This window comes from Pseudomonas sp. MSSRFD41 (genome assembly GCF_014230245.1).
In the GTDB taxonomy this organism is placed as follows: Bacteria; Pseudomonadota; Gammaproteobacteria; order Pseudomonadales; family Pseudomonadaceae; genus Aquipseudomonas; species Aquipseudomonas piscis.
The window spans coordinates 98,147-115,385 of the sequence record NZ_JACKZK010000014.1 but is presented as its reverse complement, the minus strand read 5'-3'; the positions used below and the strand labels follow the sequence as shown (position 1 = coordinate 115,385).

Annotated in this window: 14 protein-coding genes; 11 read left to right on the top strand and 3 right to left on the bottom strand. The window is 64.7% G+C overall.

What is annotated here, in order from left to right:
- The first annotated feature begins 6 nt into the window (after positions 1 to 6).
- Positions 7 to 1,332: a hypothetical protein gene (locus tag H7A76_RS20760; protein ID WP_185700229.1), complete on the top strand. Its 1,326-nt coding sequence runs from the start codon at positions 7 to 9 to the stop codon at positions 1,330 to 1,332.
- 15 nt (positions 1,333 to 1,347) lie between these two features.
- Here the strand turns inward: H7A76_RS20760 and H7A76_RS20755 are convergent, their stop codons facing one another.
- On the bottom strand, positions 1,348 to 2,466 hold the full coding sequence (locus tag H7A76_RS20755) for a saccharopine dehydrogenase family protein (protein WP_185700228.1): 1,119 nt from the start codon (positions 2,464 to 2,466) through the stop codon (positions 1,348 to 1,350).
- Between the two features lie 447 nt (positions 2,467 to 2,913).
- Here H7A76_RS20755 and H7A76_RS20750 point away from each other — a divergent pair, with 447 nt between their 5' ends.
- A complete protein-coding gene (locus H7A76_RS20750) occupies positions 2,914 to 3,783 on the top strand; it encodes an oxaloacetate decarboxylase (RefSeq protein WP_185700227.1) in 870 nt (289 codons plus the stop codon).
- Between the two features lie 33 nt (positions 3,784 to 3,816).
- Here the strand turns inward: H7A76_RS20750 and H7A76_RS20745 are convergent, their stop codons facing one another.
- Positions 3,817 to 4,221 (bottom strand): response regulator, encoded by a 405-nt coding sequence (locus H7A76_RS20745; protein WP_185700226.1) that lies wholly within the window; start codon positions 4,219 to 4,221, stop codon positions 3,817 to 3,819.
- A 164-nt stretch (positions 4,222 to 4,385) separates the two neighbouring features.
- Here H7A76_RS20745 and H7A76_RS20740 point away from each other — a divergent pair, with 164 nt between their 5' ends.
- The 9 genes from H7A76_RS20740 to H7A76_RS20700 all read left to right on the top strand — a co-directional run bounded on the left by H7A76_RS20740 (position 4,386) and on the right by H7A76_RS20700 (position 16,103).
- The gene (locus tag H7A76_RS20740) at positions 4,386 to 5,135 is read left to right on the top strand and encodes an NAD-dependent deacylase (RefSeq protein WP_185700225.1); all 750 of its coding nucleotides are present in this window, start codon (positions 4,386 to 4,388) and stop codon (positions 5,133 to 5,135) included.
- Positions 5,136 to 5,186: 51 nt separating this feature from the next.
- A complete protein-coding gene (locus H7A76_RS20735) occupies positions 5,187 to 5,840 on the top strand; it encodes a suppressor of fused domain protein (RefSeq protein ID WP_185700224.1) in 654 nt (217 codons plus the stop codon).
- A 221-nt stretch (positions 5,841 to 6,061) separates the two neighbouring features.
- On the top strand, positions 6,062 to 7,435 hold the full coding sequence (gene ppnN / locus H7A76_RS20730; RefSeq protein ID WP_185700223.1) for a nucleotide 5'-monophosphate nucleosidase PpnN: 1,374 nt from the start codon (positions 6,062 to 6,064) through the stop codon (positions 7,433 to 7,435).
- A 422-nt stretch (positions 7,436 to 7,857) separates the two neighbouring features.
- Positions 7,858 to 9,693 carry a DUF1302 domain-containing protein gene (locus tag H7A76_RS20725; protein ID WP_260498035.1) on the top strand — a complete coding sequence of 612 codons (1,836 nt, stop codon included), beginning with the start codon at positions 7,858 to 7,860 and terminating at the stop codon, positions 9,691 to 9,693.
- Between the two features lie 23 nt (positions 9,694 to 9,716).
- Positions 9,717 to 11,078, top strand: a complete 1,362-nt coding sequence (locus H7A76_RS20720) for a DUF1329 domain-containing protein (protein ID WP_185700221.1) — start codon at positions 9,717 to 9,719, stop codon at positions 11,076 to 11,078.
- Positions 11,079 to 11,325: 247 nt separating this feature from the next.
- Entirely contained in the window at positions 11,326 to 12,252 is a 927-nt protein-coding gene (locus H7A76_RS20715; RefSeq protein WP_185700220.1) for a LysR family transcriptional regulator, read from the top strand.
- 118 nt (positions 12,253 to 12,370) lie between these two features.
- Positions 12,371 to 13,564 (top strand): M20 aminoacylase family protein, encoded by a 1,194-nt coding sequence (locus tag H7A76_RS20710; protein ID WP_185700219.1) that lies wholly within the window; start codon positions 12,371 to 12,373, stop codon positions 13,562 to 13,564.
- Positions 13,565 to 13,588: 24 nt separating this feature from the next.
- Positions 13,589 to 14,887 carry an MFS transporter gene (locus H7A76_RS20705; protein WP_185700218.1) on the top strand — a complete coding sequence of 433 codons (1,299 nt, stop codon included), beginning with the start codon at positions 13,589 to 13,591 and terminating at the stop codon, positions 14,885 to 14,887.
- A 121-nt stretch (positions 14,888 to 15,008) separates the two neighbouring features.
- Positions 15,009 to 16,103 carry a M14 family metallopeptidase gene (locus H7A76_RS20700; protein WP_185700217.1) on the top strand — a complete coding sequence of 365 codons (1,095 nt, stop codon included), beginning with the start codon at positions 15,009 to 15,011 and terminating at the stop codon, positions 16,101 to 16,103.
- Positions 16,104 to 16,114: 11 nt separating this feature from the next.
- Here the strand turns inward: H7A76_RS20700 and H7A76_RS20695 are convergent, their stop codons facing one another.
- The gene (locus H7A76_RS20695; protein ID WP_185700216.1) at positions 16,115 to 17,107 is read right to left on the bottom strand and encodes a hypothetical protein; all 993 of its coding nucleotides are present in this window, start codon (positions 17,105 to 17,107) and stop codon (positions 16,115 to 16,117) included.
- Positions 17,108 to 17,239: the final 132 nt, after the last annotated feature.

Here is a 17,239-nt window from a genome sequence, read left to right as displayed (position 1 = left end):
GCGCGCATGTCCCTGTCGAATTCGAATCTCTCCCCGCAACAGCAGTGGCACCAAGCTGTATTGATGTACGCCAAGCGCATCAACCGCTATGTCGAGACCGGCACGCGGGAAGGCTTCGACGGCCTGCCCGAACCACGCATGCCGGACAGCACCCACCTGTTGCCGCACTGGCAAGCGGCCCTGGAAACGAGCAACCAGGGCCCCCACGATGAAGCCGCGCGCCAGGCCTTTCGCCAGGACTGGCCGCCGGCGCACTTCCCGCTGTTGCCGCGCCTGGAAAGCCAGGGGCGAATGATTCCCGCCCTGGCGCTGCTGCCGGACGGCAGTTTGCTGGCGCGCATCGGCGCGCCCTACGAGGCCGGCTCCGTGGTGCATATCGTCAATGACCAGGTCGAGACCCTGGAACACGTGGAATTCTTCGGCATGTGCCCGCGGCGGCGCTATGTCGCTTGGGCGCGGACCGAGGGCGTGCAGGTGACCGACGGCTGGAATGGCCCGCAGGTGGCGAGCTTTCCCTGGCCCGATGGCCATGCCGACCTGCCCCAGGGCCTGGACCAGCAGGACACCGGGCGTCCCAGCCCCAGCCGCCTGATTCCATTCCCGGACGGGCGCAGGGTGCTGCTGGTGAGCGCCGACGGCATCTTCGTCCTGGCGGCCGATGGCGCCACCCGCCTGCTGCGCCGGCTGGAAGACATCCAGCAAGACCTGGCCGATGGCGTGGCGCCCGATGACCTGACCGTCGGCCTGTGCATGGAACATGGCGCAGTGTCGCCGGACGGCCAGTGGATCGCCGTGGGCGAACAATGCGGTTCCCATCTGGTGTTCGATGCCCGCCTGCAGCCTGTGGCCGAGATCGGCCCTGCCAGCGAGTACCCGCACTTCGCCTGCTTCAACCAGCGCGGCGATCGCCTGCTGCTCAATGCCTGCCACTTCTACAGTGGCGCCAGCCTGGGCGTCGCCGTGACCGACCTGCCGGGGCTGGCCACCGATTTCTACAGCGACGACCCGCGCACCCCGGTACTGCAGGATGGCGCCCGGGTATACGCCGCGGCCTCGCGGGGCGACGAATTCATCATCGGCGATGCCTACGGTTACCTGCGGGCCTTCAGCGAAGCGGGCGAAGAGCGCTGGCAGCACTACGTCGGCTCGACCCTGTGCGCCATGGACATCAGCCCCGATGGCCAGACCCTGGTGGCCGCTACCTACGCCGGGATCATCGTGCGCATCGAGCTGGACCGTGGCCGTCCGGACTGGCAGATCGGCACGGGCGAGCACCATGAAGTGCAGCGCTGGCTGTTCTGGAAGGACCTGGCCAAGCCACTCCTATGGTGAAAAAGCTCAACCCGGCTAACGCGAGAACTCAACCTGCATCTGCAAGTGGAGCGGATCGTCGATGGCCCGCAGGTACTGCTCAAGGCTGACCTCGCCGGCGCAGGCGCGGGCTCCCGGGAGCAGCGACTGGCCATCGAGGACCTTGAGGATCACCGCTACCGCCGCGCAGCTGGGAATCTCCGGACCATGATCATGGGTGGCCGTCAGTTGCGCGGCCATCGACAGCGGCTGGCCATCCTGGCCCAGGCCATGGACATCGACATACATGGCGCTCAGGCCATCGCCCAGCCACTCGAACCAGGTCCCGCAGCGATGCAACCGTACGGCCCAGGGCGCCGGATCGCGCACCAGCCCCAGCCTCACCGCCTGGGCCAGCAAGGCGTTGGCCAGCCCGGCGACCTTGAGCCCGGCACCCGCCTTGAACGACAGGGTATGGGCGCCATAACGGGCAGCGAACAGATCCAGGTCCGGCACATCGACATTGGCCACCAGCCGCGTGCCCAGCCTTGGCAGCTTGCGCAAGGTCAGGCCCTGCCAGCCGATCACCGGGTGCGGCTGGCCGTCCTTGAGCTGCAGGATCGGCCGGCCGGCATAGGCCAGCACCCCGAGGATGGTGGACAGCCCGGGCATCTTCGCCGAGGAGGAAATACCGTGCTCGATACGATCGATCCGGGAGAAGCGCTGGCGATGCTCATCGATGATCGCCGTCGACAGGGTCGGCACCGAGCTGCAGCCGCTGAGTACCGTCACCCCGGCGGCCCGGGCCTGGGCATCGAGGCCGCCGATACCTCCCACGAATTGCCGGCAGTCGGCCAGGTCACAGTAGTTCACCCCGGCCTCGATGCATCCCTGGGCCACGACATAGGACTGGCCCTGGAAGGGCCCACCGGTGTGGATCACCCAATCGATGCCCAGGGTCTTGAGCGCCGGCGCCCACTCCTCGCCCATGGCATCGCCGCACCAGCCTTCGCAGGGCTGGCCGCCCTCGGCGCGCAAGGCCTCGACCTTGGCCGCCAGGCGGGCCGGGTCACGTCCGGAAATCACCAGGTGCACGCCCGGACGGTGGATGAGGTAGCGGCAGATGATGCTGCCAAAATTGCCATAACCACCGACCACCAACACTCTGAGCGTCATTACCTGCATCCCTGAAATAAATACGTTGCGCCGCTGAATGAGCGGACCTTGCGGCGCGGCAGCTTCCGCGATTTGCCCTGGAGCGACAAGTGCCGGCAGCCGCCGGATAGCTTCCGGCGAGGGTCCGGCAGGGCTGCGCGGAGCACTTGTAACATTAAGTTGCTAAAAAATTGCCAATGCCAGTCCGGCATAATGCTATGCAAATTCCTCATCCTCTACGGCCCGGGAGCGTGTTAGCCTCGTCCTGCTATGTCGGCCTCGCATAACAAACCCGCCGCTTCATCCAATCAAGCGGGATAAAGACGCCTTGCTACCCCCCTGCTTCACCTTCATCTGCCCCACTAACGTTTCGCTGCGAGCCTTTCGATCATCGGCTCGCCAAGGGAACTGATTGCAAAATTCGATTCGACCCGAAGGTCGATCTCTCGATCCTATCTCGGAGCTGTTATGTCCAGGCTTTCCCATCAAGATTTGCGCCGCGGTTTCCGTGAACTGATCGCCTCTTCTTCCTGCTATCACACCGCTTCCGTGTTTGACCCGATGTCCGCCCGGATCGCCGCCGACCTGGGTTTCGAAGTGGGCATCCTCGGTGGTTCCGTGGCCTCGCTGCAGGTCCTGGCGGCCCCCGACTTCGCCCTGATCACCCTGAGCGAGTTCGCCGAGCAGGCCACCCGCATCGGCCGCGTGGCCCAGTTGCCAGTGATCGCCGACGCCGACCATGGCTACGGCAACGCCCTCAATGTGATGCGCACCGTGGTCGAGCTGGAACGCGCCGGCGTCGCCGCGCTGACCATCGAGGACACCCTGCTGCCGGCGCAATTCGGCCGCAAGTCCACCGACCTGATATCCGTCGCCGAAGGCGTGGGCAAGATCCGCGCGGCCCTGGAGGCCCGGGTCGATCCGGAACTGGCGATCATCGCCCGGACCAACGCCGGGATCCTGCCGGTGCAGGAAATCATCAGCCGCACCCAGCAGTACGAACGCGCCGGCGCCGATGCCATCTGCATGGTCGGCATCCGCGATTTCGAACAACTGGAGCAGATCTCCGAGCACCTGAGCGTACCGCTGATGCTGGTGACCTACGGCAACCCGGCGCTGCGCGACGACGCACGTCTGGCCCAGCTGGGCGTGAAGATCGCGGTGGACGGCCACGCCGCCTATTTCGCGGCGATCAAGGCCACCTACGATTGCCTGCGCGAACAGCGGCAGATCTTCACCCAGGCCTCGGACCTGAGCGCCACCGAACTGGCGCACACCTACACCCAGCCCGAGGAGTACATCGTCTGGGCGCGGGAGTTCATGAGCGTCAAGGAGTAACGCCGGCAATTGGCCGGGGTGAGGCGCAATGCCTCAACCCTGGGCCGATTTCAACGCGCCTTCCACGCAATCCAGGATCTGCCCGATGGTCCAGGGCTTGCGGATGAAGGACACCGGATAACGCACCCCGGAACTCTCGGGAGTCTCGTATCCCGACATCACCACGATCGGCATTCCCGGCCAGTGTTCGCCGCACAGGTTGCTCAGGCTTGCACCATTGAGCCGGCCAGGCATGGTGATATCGGTCAGCAGCAGCGCCACGTCCGCGGCCCGTTCATGGAGGAATTCCCAGGCCTGGTCGGCACTGTCCAGGGCCTGGGTGGCGTAGCCCTCGTCCTCGAGGATCTCGCACAGGAACTCCAGCACCGTCGGCTCGTCCTCCACCACCAGGATCAAGCGCCCGCAGGCGTCGCTATCGATGGGCGAAGCTGAATACATGGATGACACTCCCTGGCAGGTTGGATGGGCGAGCCAAGCCGCCGACACACTTATGAGCGAAGGCGCGAAGATAAATTCACTTGCCGCGACCGTCGGCGGATAATGCCAGCCCCGCAAGCGCCACCCAAGTGGTGCCGTGATTGAAAACGGAGGTGGTTCTTTTCATGGAGTTCGATCCCAAGCGACTGGCCCAGTCCAGGCACCTGGTGGTATTCAGCGGCGCCGGAGTCTCGGCGGAAAGTGGCATCCCGACCTTTCGCGATGCCCTGACCGGCCTCTGGGAACACTTCGATCCGGCGCGCCTGGCCACGGTCCAGGCCTTTCGCGACGACCCGGCGCTGGTCTGGGGCTGGTACGAATGGCGGCGCCAGAAGGTACTCGCGGCCCAGCCCAATCCGGCCCACCTGGCGATCGCCGAACTGGGCCGGCGCCTGCCGCGCCTGACCCTGATCACCCAGAACGTCGATGACCTGCACGAGCGCGCCGGCAGCGTCGATGTGCTGCATCTGCACGGCAGCCTGCACACGCCCAAGTGCTTCGCCTGCAATCGGCCCTTCGCCGGCACGCTGCCCATGCCCTCCGTGCCAGAGAGCGGCGCGCGCCTGGAGCCGCCACGCTGCACCGGCTGCAATGGCAAGCTGCGCCCTGGCGTGGTGTGGTTCGGCGAAGCACTACCGGAGGCGGCCCTCAAGCGCGCCTTCCAGGCTGCCCGCGAGTGCGACCTGCTGCTGTCGGTGGGCACCTCCGGGCTGGTGCAGCCGGCAGCGCAGATTCCCCAGCTGGCCCTGCAGCAAGGTGCCTGCGTGGTGCATATCAACCCGCAGCCACAACCCGGCAGCGCCCCCGGGGAATACCACCTGGTGGGCAAGGCCGGGCAGGTGCTGCCACAACTGCTACAGCAGGCCTTTGCCTGATTTCCGGGTGGCCCGCAGTGGGCCACCCTCTGCTTTCAAGGACGTTTGAAGATGTCGGATACCCAAGACTTTTCATGGTTCGAAGCGGCCTGGGAACAGCGTGAGGATCAGGTCTACCGGAGCTTGTTCGGTGATCTCGGCCGCGGGATCTACCCCCTGGACCCGAGCCTGTTCCGCGATGCCGAAGTCGACCCGCGCTGGCTGAGCCACGGGGTCTTCGAGTCGCCCCCCAATGCCCGGCGCGAGAGCTGGCTGTACGTCACCTCGGGCCTGTCCAATGCCTGGCACGCGGAGCAGCCCGAGCCGGACGGCTGGTCCGGCATGGGCCGCGAACTGCTGCTGGAAACCCGCGAACAAGCGCCATGGGCGCTGTACCTGCTGCGCCACTTCTGCGCCTACCAGCTGCTGCTGTCCGCCGGCCATTTCGGCGAGCGGCCGCTGTTGGACGAGTGGGACCGCATGCGCCTGGGCAACCCCATCGACGGCGCCGGCAGCCTGGTCGAGAGCGTGCTGTTCATCGCCGCGCCGGGTTTTCCCGGGACCCAGCAATTGCTCTCCGGGCGTTTCGACTTCCTGCAACTGGTGGGCCTGACCGCCGCGGAACACACCTGGGCCCAGGCCGAAGGCTACCCCGAGCTGCTGCAACGCCTGGCCCAGGCCGGTGCCTCGCCGGTGATCGATCCACGGCGTGCCAGCATCCTGTGATACGCCCCAAACCCGGGGGCAAGGGCGCGCCTCATCATTTTTCCCGCCACGACGGGTCGTCATGAGGTAGATTCATGCAGCGAACACCCTCGCAGCGATCGCCGCTTTCTTGCCCTGCCGCTGGAAACCAGCCCCCCGAATACGGGCGGCCCCGTTCACTGCCCCGCTCTTTCGCGCCCCCGCCCCCGGGATCGGTGGCGCCGCTTTCAGGAAATGGATGAATGCCGCAAAGACATGTGATCAATGCTTCGGTCAGCCCGAAAGGCAGCCTGGAGACCCTCTCGCAACGTGAAGTGCAACAACTGAGCGCCGCCAGTTCCGGCAGCATCTACACGCTGTTCCGCCAGTGCGCCCTGGCCATCCTCAATACCGGCGCCCACGTCGACAACGCCAAGACCATCCTCGACGCCTACCACGATTTCGAAGTACGCATTCACCAGCAGGATCGCGGCGTGCGCCTGGAGCTGCTGAACGCCCCGGCCGATGCCTTCGTCGATGGCGAGATGATCGCCAGCACCCGGGAAATGCTGTTCAGCGCCCTGCGCGACATCGTCTACACCGCCAATGAGCTGGACAGCCAGCGCATCGACCTGGACAGCTCCCAGGGCATCACCGACTACGTCTTCCACCTGCTGCGCAATGCCCGCACCCTGCGCCCCGGCGTGGAGCCGAAGATGGTGGTGTGCTGGGGCGGCCATTCGATCAACACCGACGAATACAAGTACACCAAGAAAGTCGGCCACGAGCTGGGCCTGCGCAAGCTGGACATCTGCACCGGTTGCGGCCCCGGCGTGATGAAGGGCCCCATGAAGGGCGCCACCATCGCCCACGCCAAGCAGCGCATGAGCGGCAGCCGCTACCTGGGCCTGACCGAGCCGGGCATCATCGCCGCCGAGGCGCCCAACCCCATCGTCAATGAACTGGTGATCCTGCCGGACATCGAGAAGCGCCTGGAGGCCTTCGTCCGGGTCGGCCACGGCATCATCATCTTCCCCGGTGGCGCCGGCACCGCCGAAGAGTTCCTGTACCTGCTGGGCATCCTGATGCACCCGGACAACCGCGACCTGCCGTTCCCGGTGATCCTCACCGGCCCCAAGAGCGCCGCGCCGTACCTGGAGCAACTCAATGCGTTCGTCCTGGCGACCCTGGGCGAGGCGGCCAGCCAGCACTACCAGGTCATCATCGACAACCCGGCCGAAGTGGCGCGGCAGATGACCGAGGGCCTGAAGACCGTCAAGCAGTTCCGTCGCGAGCGCAACGACGCCTTCCATTTCAACTGGCTGCTGAAGATCGACGAAGGCTTCCAGCATCCCTTCGACCCGACCCACGAGAACATGGCCAACCTGCAGCTCAGCCATGCCTTGCCTCCCCACGAACTGGCGGCCAACCTGCGCCGGGCGTTCTCCGGCATCGTCGCCGGCAACGTCAAGGACCAGGGCATCCGCCTGATCGAGCAGAAAGGCCCCTACAGCATCCATGGCGACCCGACGATCATGCAGCCGCTGGACCAACTGCTCAAAGCCTTCGTCGAGCAGCACCGCATGAAGTTGCCCGGCGGCGCCGCCTACGTGCCCTGCTATCGCGTGGTGAGCTGAACCCTCTGTGGCGAGGGAGCCTGCTCCCTCGCCACACGACCCGCCTGGCGGCTAATGCCGATCAATTAAGGAAACGGTAGGAGCGAAGCTTGCTCGCGATGGTCGTTAACGGTAGCGCGTGTTGACTGGATACACGCAGCGCTCTCAACTCCATCGCGGGCCAGCCTCGCTCCTACAGGGAGATCGCCTCGCTTAACTGACGGGTATCAAGCCTGGCGCCCCCTTGCCGCCGGCTGGTGCTTCACCTTTGGCTATAGGCATAAGAATTTCCTAGAAGGCAGGACGCCGAAAGCTCCCTACCATGCCACGGACCCCGTTCAGCGGGGCCCTCAAGGACCACGACCGGTCTCCCGCGACAATGCTCGCAGGTACCGGCCGCATAGGTGGAGAGCAGCATGGTGCAAATAAGAAAACCGGGGACCATGTATCCCCAGCCTCTGGAACCTCATCATTTAAATCCCCGTCACCTGACCGTTGCCGTTGCCCTGGCCCTGGCCCTGGCCCTGCCGGCCCAGGCCGAAGATTTCCGGCTGGGGGAAATCAGTGGTCGCCTCGACTCATCCCTGTCGATCGGTGCCAGCTGGGGCCTGCGCGATGCCGACAAGGCGTTCATCGGCGTAGCCAACGGTGGCAGCGCGTCCACCCGTACCGGTGACGATGGGCGCCTGAACTTTCGCAAGGGCGAAACCTTCTCGAAGATCTTCAAGGGCATCCACGACCTGGAGTTGAGCTACGGCGACAGCGGAGTCTTTGTCCGAGGCAAGTACTGGTACGACTTCGAACTCAAGGACGAGCACCAGCACCTCTACGATATCGATGACCACGGTCGAGACCGTGCCGCCCGAGCCTCGGGAGCAGAGTTTCTCGATGCCTTTCTCTATCACCACTACAGCATCGCCGACCTGCCGGGCAGTATCCGGGTCGGCAAGCAGGTGGTGAGTTGGGGCGAAAGCACCTTCATCGGCAACTCAATCAACGCCATCAACCCTGCTGATGTCGCCGCCCTGCGCCGTCCTGGCTCTGAGCTCAAGGAAGGCCTGATTCCGGTCAACATGCTCTACATCAACCAGGGCCTGAGCGACAACCTGGCGATGGAGGCCTTCTACCAGTTGAGCTGGCAGAAGACCGTGCTGGACAACTGTGGTACCTACTTCGGCAGCGACGTGGTGGCCAAGGGTTGCGACCTGGGCATGACCATCAACGGCACGGACCTGGAGCGCACCGCTCCCAGCTACGGTTACGTACCGCGCCTGGACGACCGCGATGCACGGGACGGTGGCCAGTTCGGCGTGGCCTTGCGCTGGACAGTGCCGGAGCTCAACGAGACCGAGTTCGGCGTCTATGCCCTCAACTACCACAGCCGCACCCCGGAAAGCGCCTGGCTGGTAGGCAAGGGAGCCTTTCTCGACCCGGTCGGCGGGCTCATCGGCCAAGGCGGCGCCAGCACCGCGCGCTATTACCTGGAATACCCCGAAGACATCCGCCTGTATGGCCTGAGCTTTGCCACCAACCTGGGCAGCACCGCGGTATCCGGCGAAATCAGCTACCGACCGAACATGCCCATGTCCCTCAACAGTACCGACGTGTCCACAGCGGCCACCCTCGGAGCCGCCGCGGTCCACCCGGCGATCAATGCCGGCCTGCCGGTCTTCGACAGCGGTTGGGCCAGCTCGGCCTACGGCTCGCGAATCCAAGGCTACAAGCGCCTGCCCTATACCCAGGCACAGCTCACCGCGGTCCAGACCTTCGACCAGGTATTGGGGGGTGATCGCCTGACCCTGGTGGGCGAAGCCGGCATCGCCCACATCGGCGGCCTGGACGGCAGCGATGGCTCAGGCCTGCGCTTCGGTCGCAACAGTGCCTACGGCAATGGCGAACTGGCCAACGCTGGCAATGCTGCATGGCTCGGGGTCTCTGGCAACGACATTTGTCGCGCTCTGAATTCGGCCAATCCGCGCCAGTGTACCGACAAGGGTTTTTACACGCGTAGTTCCTGGGGCTATCGCCTGCGCGCGGTACTGGAGTTCAACGACGCCATCGCCGGGGCCAACCTCAAGCCCAACCTGTCGTTCGCCCATGATGTCGAGGGTTACGGCCCGACCTTCAACGAGGGCAGCAAGGCCCTGAGCATCGGCCTGGATGCCGACTTCATGTCCAAGTACACAGCCAGCCTGAGCTACACCGATTTTTTTGGCGGCGACTACAACACCAATACCGACCGAGATTTTCTCGCCCTGAGCCTGGGTGTGAGTTTCTAGGCCCTGCCTTCAAGAGGTTAACCATGGAACATCCACGACTGTTGCAGATTGGCGGCCTGATTCTGAGCCTGTTAACGGGCTCGGTAATGGCGGCGGTACCCAACGACCAGGCCGCACGCCTGGGCCATGACCTGACGCCTGTAGGAGCCGAGCGCGCCGGCAATGCCGATGGCAGTATTCCGGCCTGGACCGGCGGACTGTCCGCCAGCACCGGCAAGATGGACGCCGACGGCTTCCTTAAAGACCCGTACGAGACCGAAAAGCCGCTGTTCACCATCACGGCCCAGAACCTGGAGCAGTACAGAACCAAGCTCAGCCCCGGCCAACTGGCCCTGTTCAAGCGCTACCCACAGACCTACCGGATGCCGGTCTACCCCAGCCACCGCAGCGTCAGCCTGCCGCAGAAAAGCCTCGAGGCCACCCGGCTCAACGCCATGCATACCACCCTGGTCGAGGGTGGCAACGGCCTGGAGAACTACAGCCCGGGCGCGGTGCCCTTCCCGATTCCCAAGGATGGCCTGGAGGTGATCTGGAACCACATCGGCCGCTACCGCGGGGAAAGCCTCAAGCGCATCGTCATGCAGGCTTCGCCCCAGGCCAACGGCAGCTTCACCCCCAGCGTGGTCAAGCAGGAGTTGGCCTACCCCAGCGGCCTGACGGATTATCAGCCCGCCGAGATGGCCAACATACTCAACTACTACCGCGAAGAGTTCCTCTCGCCGGCACGACTGGCCGGTGGGGTGCTGCTGGTCCACGAAACCGTCAACCAGGTCAAGGAGCCACGCATGGCCTGGCAGTACAACGCCGGCCAACGCCGAGTACGCCGTGCGCCGCAGATCGCCTACGACAGCCCGGCTGCCGAGGGCATGCGCACACTCGACGATTTCGACCTGTTCAATGGTGCGCCGGACCGCTTCGACTGGAAGCTGGTAGGCAAGCAGGAGATGTACATTCCCTACAACAGCTATCGCCTGGAGTCTCCCAGGCTCAGGTACAGCGACATCATCCAGGCCGGCCACCTGAACCCCGAGCACACCCGCTATGAACTGCACCGAGTCTGGCACCTGCAGGCGACCCTCAAGCCGGGCCAGCGCCATGTCTACTCCCGGCGCGATATCTATATCGACGAAGACAGCTGGCAAGCAGCGATCACCGACGCCTACGACGGCCGAGGCGCCCTGTGGCGCGTGGCCGAAGGGCATGCCAGCTTCTTCTACGACGTCAAGGTGCCGTCCTTCGCCGCCGAAGCCCACTATGACGTGCTCTCCGGACGCTATGCCGTGAACTCCCTGCGCAACGAGGAAAAGAACAGCTACCAGTTCAACCTGCCCTTCAGTCGCAAGGAGTTCACGCCATCGGCCTTACGCGCCACGGGCATTCGTTGACACCCTGCCGCCCGGCCTTGCGGTTGCCTGGCAACCGAACGCTGCCTCGCAAGATCGCTCCGTGTAGCCGCTGCCGCAGGCTGCGCACGACCGCGCAGCGGGCGCCAGCCCCGGGTTTGCGACTGCTGCGCAACCAGGCGCAGCCTCGCAAACGCATCAGCGGCCACGGAGATTGGCTACTCTCCCATCCCCCATGACAGGGTTTATGGCTTAGATTCAAGCTCCCATCCCTCGCCGGAATCTCGCCATGAAGCTGCATCAGTTGCGCGCCCTGGTCTCTATCTGCGAAAGCGGCAGCATTCAGGAGGCCTCGCGCCTGCTGCACATCTCGCAACCCGCGCTGTCCAAAAGCATCAAGGAGCTGGAAGCGGAACTGGGCGTACCGCTGTTACTGCGCTCCAATCGTGGCATCACCGCTACCGAATACGGTGAACGCCTGGTGCGCCGGGCACGCTTGATCCTGGAGGAGGTACGCCGGGCCGCCGAGGAAATCGATACCCTCAAGGGGCGCATGGACGGCCGGCTGTCCATCGGCGTCTCGCCAGTCACTCCCAGCCCACAGTTCGTCAGCAGCCTCAATCGCTACCGCCAGCGCTACCCCAAGGTCCAGGTACAGATTCATGAACTGCGGCCCTCCAAGCTCATGGAAGGCCTGCGCGAAGGCATGCTGGACATGGTGCTCACCTCCCTGCCTGCCGCACGCAATGCCGATGGGTTCCATTGGGAAGAACTCTATGCCCAGTCGACGATGCTGGCCGTACGCAAGGGCCATCCCCTGAGTCATGCCCGGCACCTGAGCGAACTGCGAGATCAGGAATGGCTGCTACAGGACTCCCTGGAGCAATCCATGGCCGGGGTCATGTTCAAGGAGCATGGCATCCAGCCGCCGGAGAAAGTCATCGAATGTGCTTCGGTGGTCTTGCTCGCGGAACTGGCCATCACCAGCGATGCGGTCAGCTACTGGTCGCAGCGGCTGCTGGAAAGCGCCCCCATGTTGATGCAGAAGCTGGAAATCCTGCAGATTGCCGAACCTGTACCGCCCATGAACATTTCCCTGGTATGCCGCGATCCGGAGTTGATGACCCGCGAAGCCAAGGCCCTGGCCGATGAGTTGATCTATGTCTACAAGGGCCCCGTGGCCCCACCGCCGAACCGCATCCCGACATTTGCCTGAACCACTCGCCCAGCAGCCCTTGATAACCACAGCCGATAAGCATGCACAGAGGTGATTATTCAGCGCTGTGACGCTGGGCCATGCTGCAGGCCTCCACCCGTCATCCGGTATGCATTTCATGACTGCACCCTGCCCGTCCCTGATTCCGCAGATTCTCGCCTGGCAGGACGAATTCGTCCGGCTGCGCCAGGAGTTCCACCAGCACCCCGAGCTGGGATTTGCCGAGCACCGCACCAGCGAGCGGGTCGCCCAATGCCTGGAGCAATGGGGCATCGAGGTGCATCGTGGCGTCGGCGGCACCGGTGTGGTCGGTGTGCTGCGCAATGGCGGCAGTCCTCGCAGCCTGGGAATCCGTGCCGACATGGACGCACTGCCGATCAACGAAACCAGTGGCATGCCCTGGCAAAGCCGGCAGCCGGGCACCATGCATGCCTGTGGCCATGACGGCCACACGGCCATCCTGCTCTGCGCCGCCCGCTACCTGGCCCAGACCCGCCGCTTCCTGGGCACGGTCAACCTGATCTTCCAGCCCGCCGAGGAGACCCTCGACGGGGCCCGGCGCATGATCGAGGACGGATTGTTCCAACGCTTTCCCTGTGACGCGGTATACGCCCTGCACAACATGCCGGGCTTGCCGGTGGGGGCATTCCTGACCCGACCCGGAGCCATGGGTGCCTCCTCGGACAACGTGCATATTCGTCTCAAGGGCATCGGCGGCCATGGCGCCATGCCACACAAGGCCCGCGACCCGGTGGTGGCCGCGGCCGAACTGGTCCTGGCCCTGCAATCGATCGTCGCGCGCAACGTGCCGGCCGGCGCAGTGGCGGTCATCACCGTCGGCTCGCTACATGCCGGCCAGGTCGCCAACGTCATCCCCGACCATGCGACCCTGGAGCTGAGCGTGCGCACCACCGACCCCAAGGTCCGCGCCCTGCTCAAGCAACGCATAGGCGAAGTGACCCACGGCGTTACAGCCGCTCATGCCCTGGAACTGGACTACCAGTACGACGAGCGTATCGGGGTCCTGCTCAATAGCGCCCCGCAAACCGCCTTGTTGCAACAGGTAGTCCATGACCTGCTGGGCCCCGCAAGCCTGCTGACCGACATTCCCTCCGGCTTTCTGGGCAGTGAGGATTTCGCCTCGATGCTGGAACAACGCCCGGGATGCTACATCGTCATGGGCAACGGCACCGAGGGCGCCCACGGCCGCACGGTGCACAACCCAAACTACGACTTCAACGACGCGGCACTGCCCTATGGCGCCAGCCTCTGGGCACGACTGGTGGAAACCGCCTTGCAATGCCCCCGATAACAACAACCAAGGGTTATTCGCTCCATGTCGATAGCTACCGCAAGACCCCGGGCCCTGATCATGGCGCTGCTGATGGCGGTGATGGTCATCAGTGTGCTGGACAAGACCATCTTCGCCTTCGCCGGCGTACAGATCATCGAAGAGTTGCAACTGACACCAGAGCAATTCGGCTTTGTCGGCAGCGCCTTCTTTTTTCTCTACTCGATATCAGGGATCGCCGTAGGTTTTCTCGCCAACCGCTATCCGACTCGCTGGATCCTCACGTTCATGGCGCTGGTATGGACCAGTGCCCAGCTGCTGGTGACCTTCGCTGGCAGCCTCGCGGCCCTGACCGCCAGCCGTTTGCTGCTCGGCGCGGGTTGCGGCCCGGGCACCGCGGTGACCCAGCACGCGGCGTTCAAATGGTTCGGTACTCGGGAACAGGTCCTGCCGGCCTCGCTGATCCAAGTATCGATCATGCTCGGCGGGCTCTTGGGCGCACTCGCCCTGCCCTACGCCATCAGCCACTACGGTTGGCGCTCGGCGTACCTGGGCCTGGCGTTGTTGAGCCTGGGCTGGGTGTTGGCGTGGTTGTACTACGGGGCCGAAGGGCGACATGACGAACGACCGGAGCAGATGCAACCTGGCGAGCCGACAGTCTCCTACCGGCACTTGCTGCTCAATCGCACCTTTGTATGGATCTCGCTGATGTGCTTTGTGGCCTACCTGCCCAACGCTCTTTCCTTCAGTTGGTCGGCGGTGTACTTGCAAAAAGGCCTGGGACTCGACCCGATGCAAACCGGCTATGTCATGTTCGCCGCCACCTTCGGCATCATCCTGCTCAACCTGCTGGTATCCGGCCTGTCGCAGTGGCTGCTCAAGCGCGGAGTCAGCGTGCAGCACGGCTTGGTGCTGCTACCGATGCTGTGTTGCATGTTCGGCGGCCTGGCCTTGAGTACCCTGGGTTCGCTATTCAATGCCCTGGAAGCAAAGCTGCTGCTGTATGTCGCCGGCGCGGTACTGCTCAACAGCGTCTTTGCGTTCGGCATGACCATCACTTCGTATATCTCCCCAACCCGCCAGCGTGGCGCCATGCTGGCGATCCATGTGGGCTGCATGACCATGTCCGGCATGCTCGCGCCCTGGCTCGTAGGCAAGCTGGTGGTGCTGTTCGATAACGACATCGCCCAAGGCTTTGAAACCGCGCTCAACGGTATCGGCCTGACAGCCCTGGCCTGTGCCTTGCTGGGGCTCTGGGTCATCACCCCAGGCGTTACTCGCGAACGCCTCCTGGCCCGGGGCCACGACACCCTGCCAAATCCGGCACCGGTTCAAGCAGCCTGACTACGCCTGATCGACCGCCTGGCGGTCCCCCTCTTCATTCTCCCTGGGACTACCAGCACCCGTGGCACGTCGGATAACGACGTGCTTCGCGATTGGGTATCCCCCATCAGGAAGCCTTTCCATGAATCTTGCGAGCTTCTCCGACAGCTACGCCGAGGCCCGGGACAAGTTTCTCCGGGCCTGCGAGCAACGTGGCTTGCCAGTGCAATCCCACATCCATCCACTCAAGGGCCGTGATCAAGAAGTCCTGGCCATCGATGTCTGTCGTGCCGGCCCCAGCGACGCGCGCAACCTGATGGTGATCAGCAGCGGCTGCCATGGAGTCGAGGGGTTTTGTGGCTCGGCGATCCAGATCGACCTGCTGGGCGACGAGCGATGGGTCCGCTGTACCGAGGCGCCAAGCCTCGCGGTGCTGTACCTGCATGGACTGAACCCCTATGGTTTTTCCTGGATACGCCGGACGACCCATGAAAACGTCGACCTGAACCGCAACTTCCTCGATTTCAGCCGTCCCCTGCCGGATAACCCCGGCTACCGTGCCATCGACCACCTGCTGCTGCCCCGAGCCTGGCCGGCTGGCATCGGTCAGAGTGCCCGGCTGATGCTGTTCGCCGCACGCCATGGCCGCCAGGCCCTGCAGCAAGCCATCACCCGTGGCCAGCATAGCCATCCCGATGGCCTGTTCTTCAGCGGCCTGGAACCCACCTGGAGCAACCTGCAAATCCGCCAGATCCTGCGCCAGCACGCCCAACGGTGTCGACGCATCGGCTGGATCGACATCCATACCGGCCTTGGCCCCAATGGTGTAGGCGAACGCATCTACAAGGGCCGTGCCAGCGCCGCCGACCTGCAACGGGGACAAGACTGGTGGGGCCCGCAGGTGACCAACAGCTTCGATGGCAGCTCCACGTCCGCCCAGCTCGACGGCACCCTGGACCTGGCCGTGATGCAAGAATGCCCCCAGGCGCAATACAACGGCTTGACCCTGGAATATGGCACCCTGCCCGGCCCTCAGGTGCTCAACGCCTTGCGCGCCGAGCAATGGCTGGAATGCAACCCCCAGGCCTCGCGCACGCGCCACGAACAGATCAAGCGCCAGATGCGCGACGCGTTCTATGACAACCGTACGCAGTGGAAACAGCAGGTCCTGCAGCAGGCTCGTGAGGTTTGCGACCTGACCCTCGCCGCCCTGATGGAGCCATTCGATCCGCGCTGACGAACGCCCTGTCACGGCTGGGCAGCACTGCCATTGGGCTCCAGCGGCGGCAACTGGCCTTCGATTTGCCGCCCCAGGTAATACACCCCCGCCATGACCCCGTGCTCAGGATCGTGCAGGTGCTTGAGCCAGGCCTGGTCGAACGCGGTTCCCAAATCGCGGCGGGTCTCGGCCTGCAGGTCCGGGCGCGCATTGTCCTGCACCAGCGCCCGAACTCCGGCTACCCCCACCGAAATCAGCGCTCCCGCCACCCGCCCCACGGCCGCTGCCACGGCTCCGGCCACGCCTCGCCCGGCAAACTGGGCCTGGAGTTTTTCGCTGGTCTGCACGGCCACCCGGGGCACGCCCGATGCCGTGCTGGCCGGCTCGGCCTGCGCCGGCGGCTGGAGCTTGTGCAACAGCGCGCCATAGACCGGCAAGCGGGCGATGGGCTCCACTTGCAGCAACTGCCGAAGGGTGGCTCGCTGGGCGGGCTCGGGGCCCAGGTCGATGGCCGTGACCCGCTCCAGATGCTGGTCCAGCTGCGGTGCGGGCAACTGGTGGCGGCGGCTGGTCACCGCCACCTGCTGGCGCAGCAACTGCACGTAGAATTCCATGGCTTGGGCGGTGATCTGGCCGGCATCGATCTCCAGCGCCACCGGTTCCAGGACTCGCTCCTGGTATTGCTGCTGCAAGTAACCGGCCAGGCGCCTGGAAGCCTGCTCGCTGTCGCCCCGGCTGTTGAGCGAATACCAGCCAACCTTCAGCGACAGCCATTCCTGGGTCCAGTAGCCGCTGAACCAGGGCAGGAAGTTTTCGTCGGTCTGCTGGTAGACCCGGGTCCGCCAATGCTCCATGGAACCCCGGGCGTAGACTTCGGCCTGTTCGGTGGCGGAACGCGAAGCCGCCAGCAGCTCACTGTCGACCTGGAGCCAGACGGCCGGGGCCACCGCGGGTTGCACCGTCGGCTCGGGCACGCGGCTGGCGCAACCGGCCAGGATCAGCAGCGCGAGGCCGACGCCCACTGATCTTGCGTACGCACAGAGTCCTGTCGGAGAGCACAAGATGGGTACCTCCTGGCAACGCAGCGTCGGGCCCGGTCTCCCGACCTTTTTGCAGTATAGGTAGCGCAACACCGGTATATTGCCCGCCGGCGC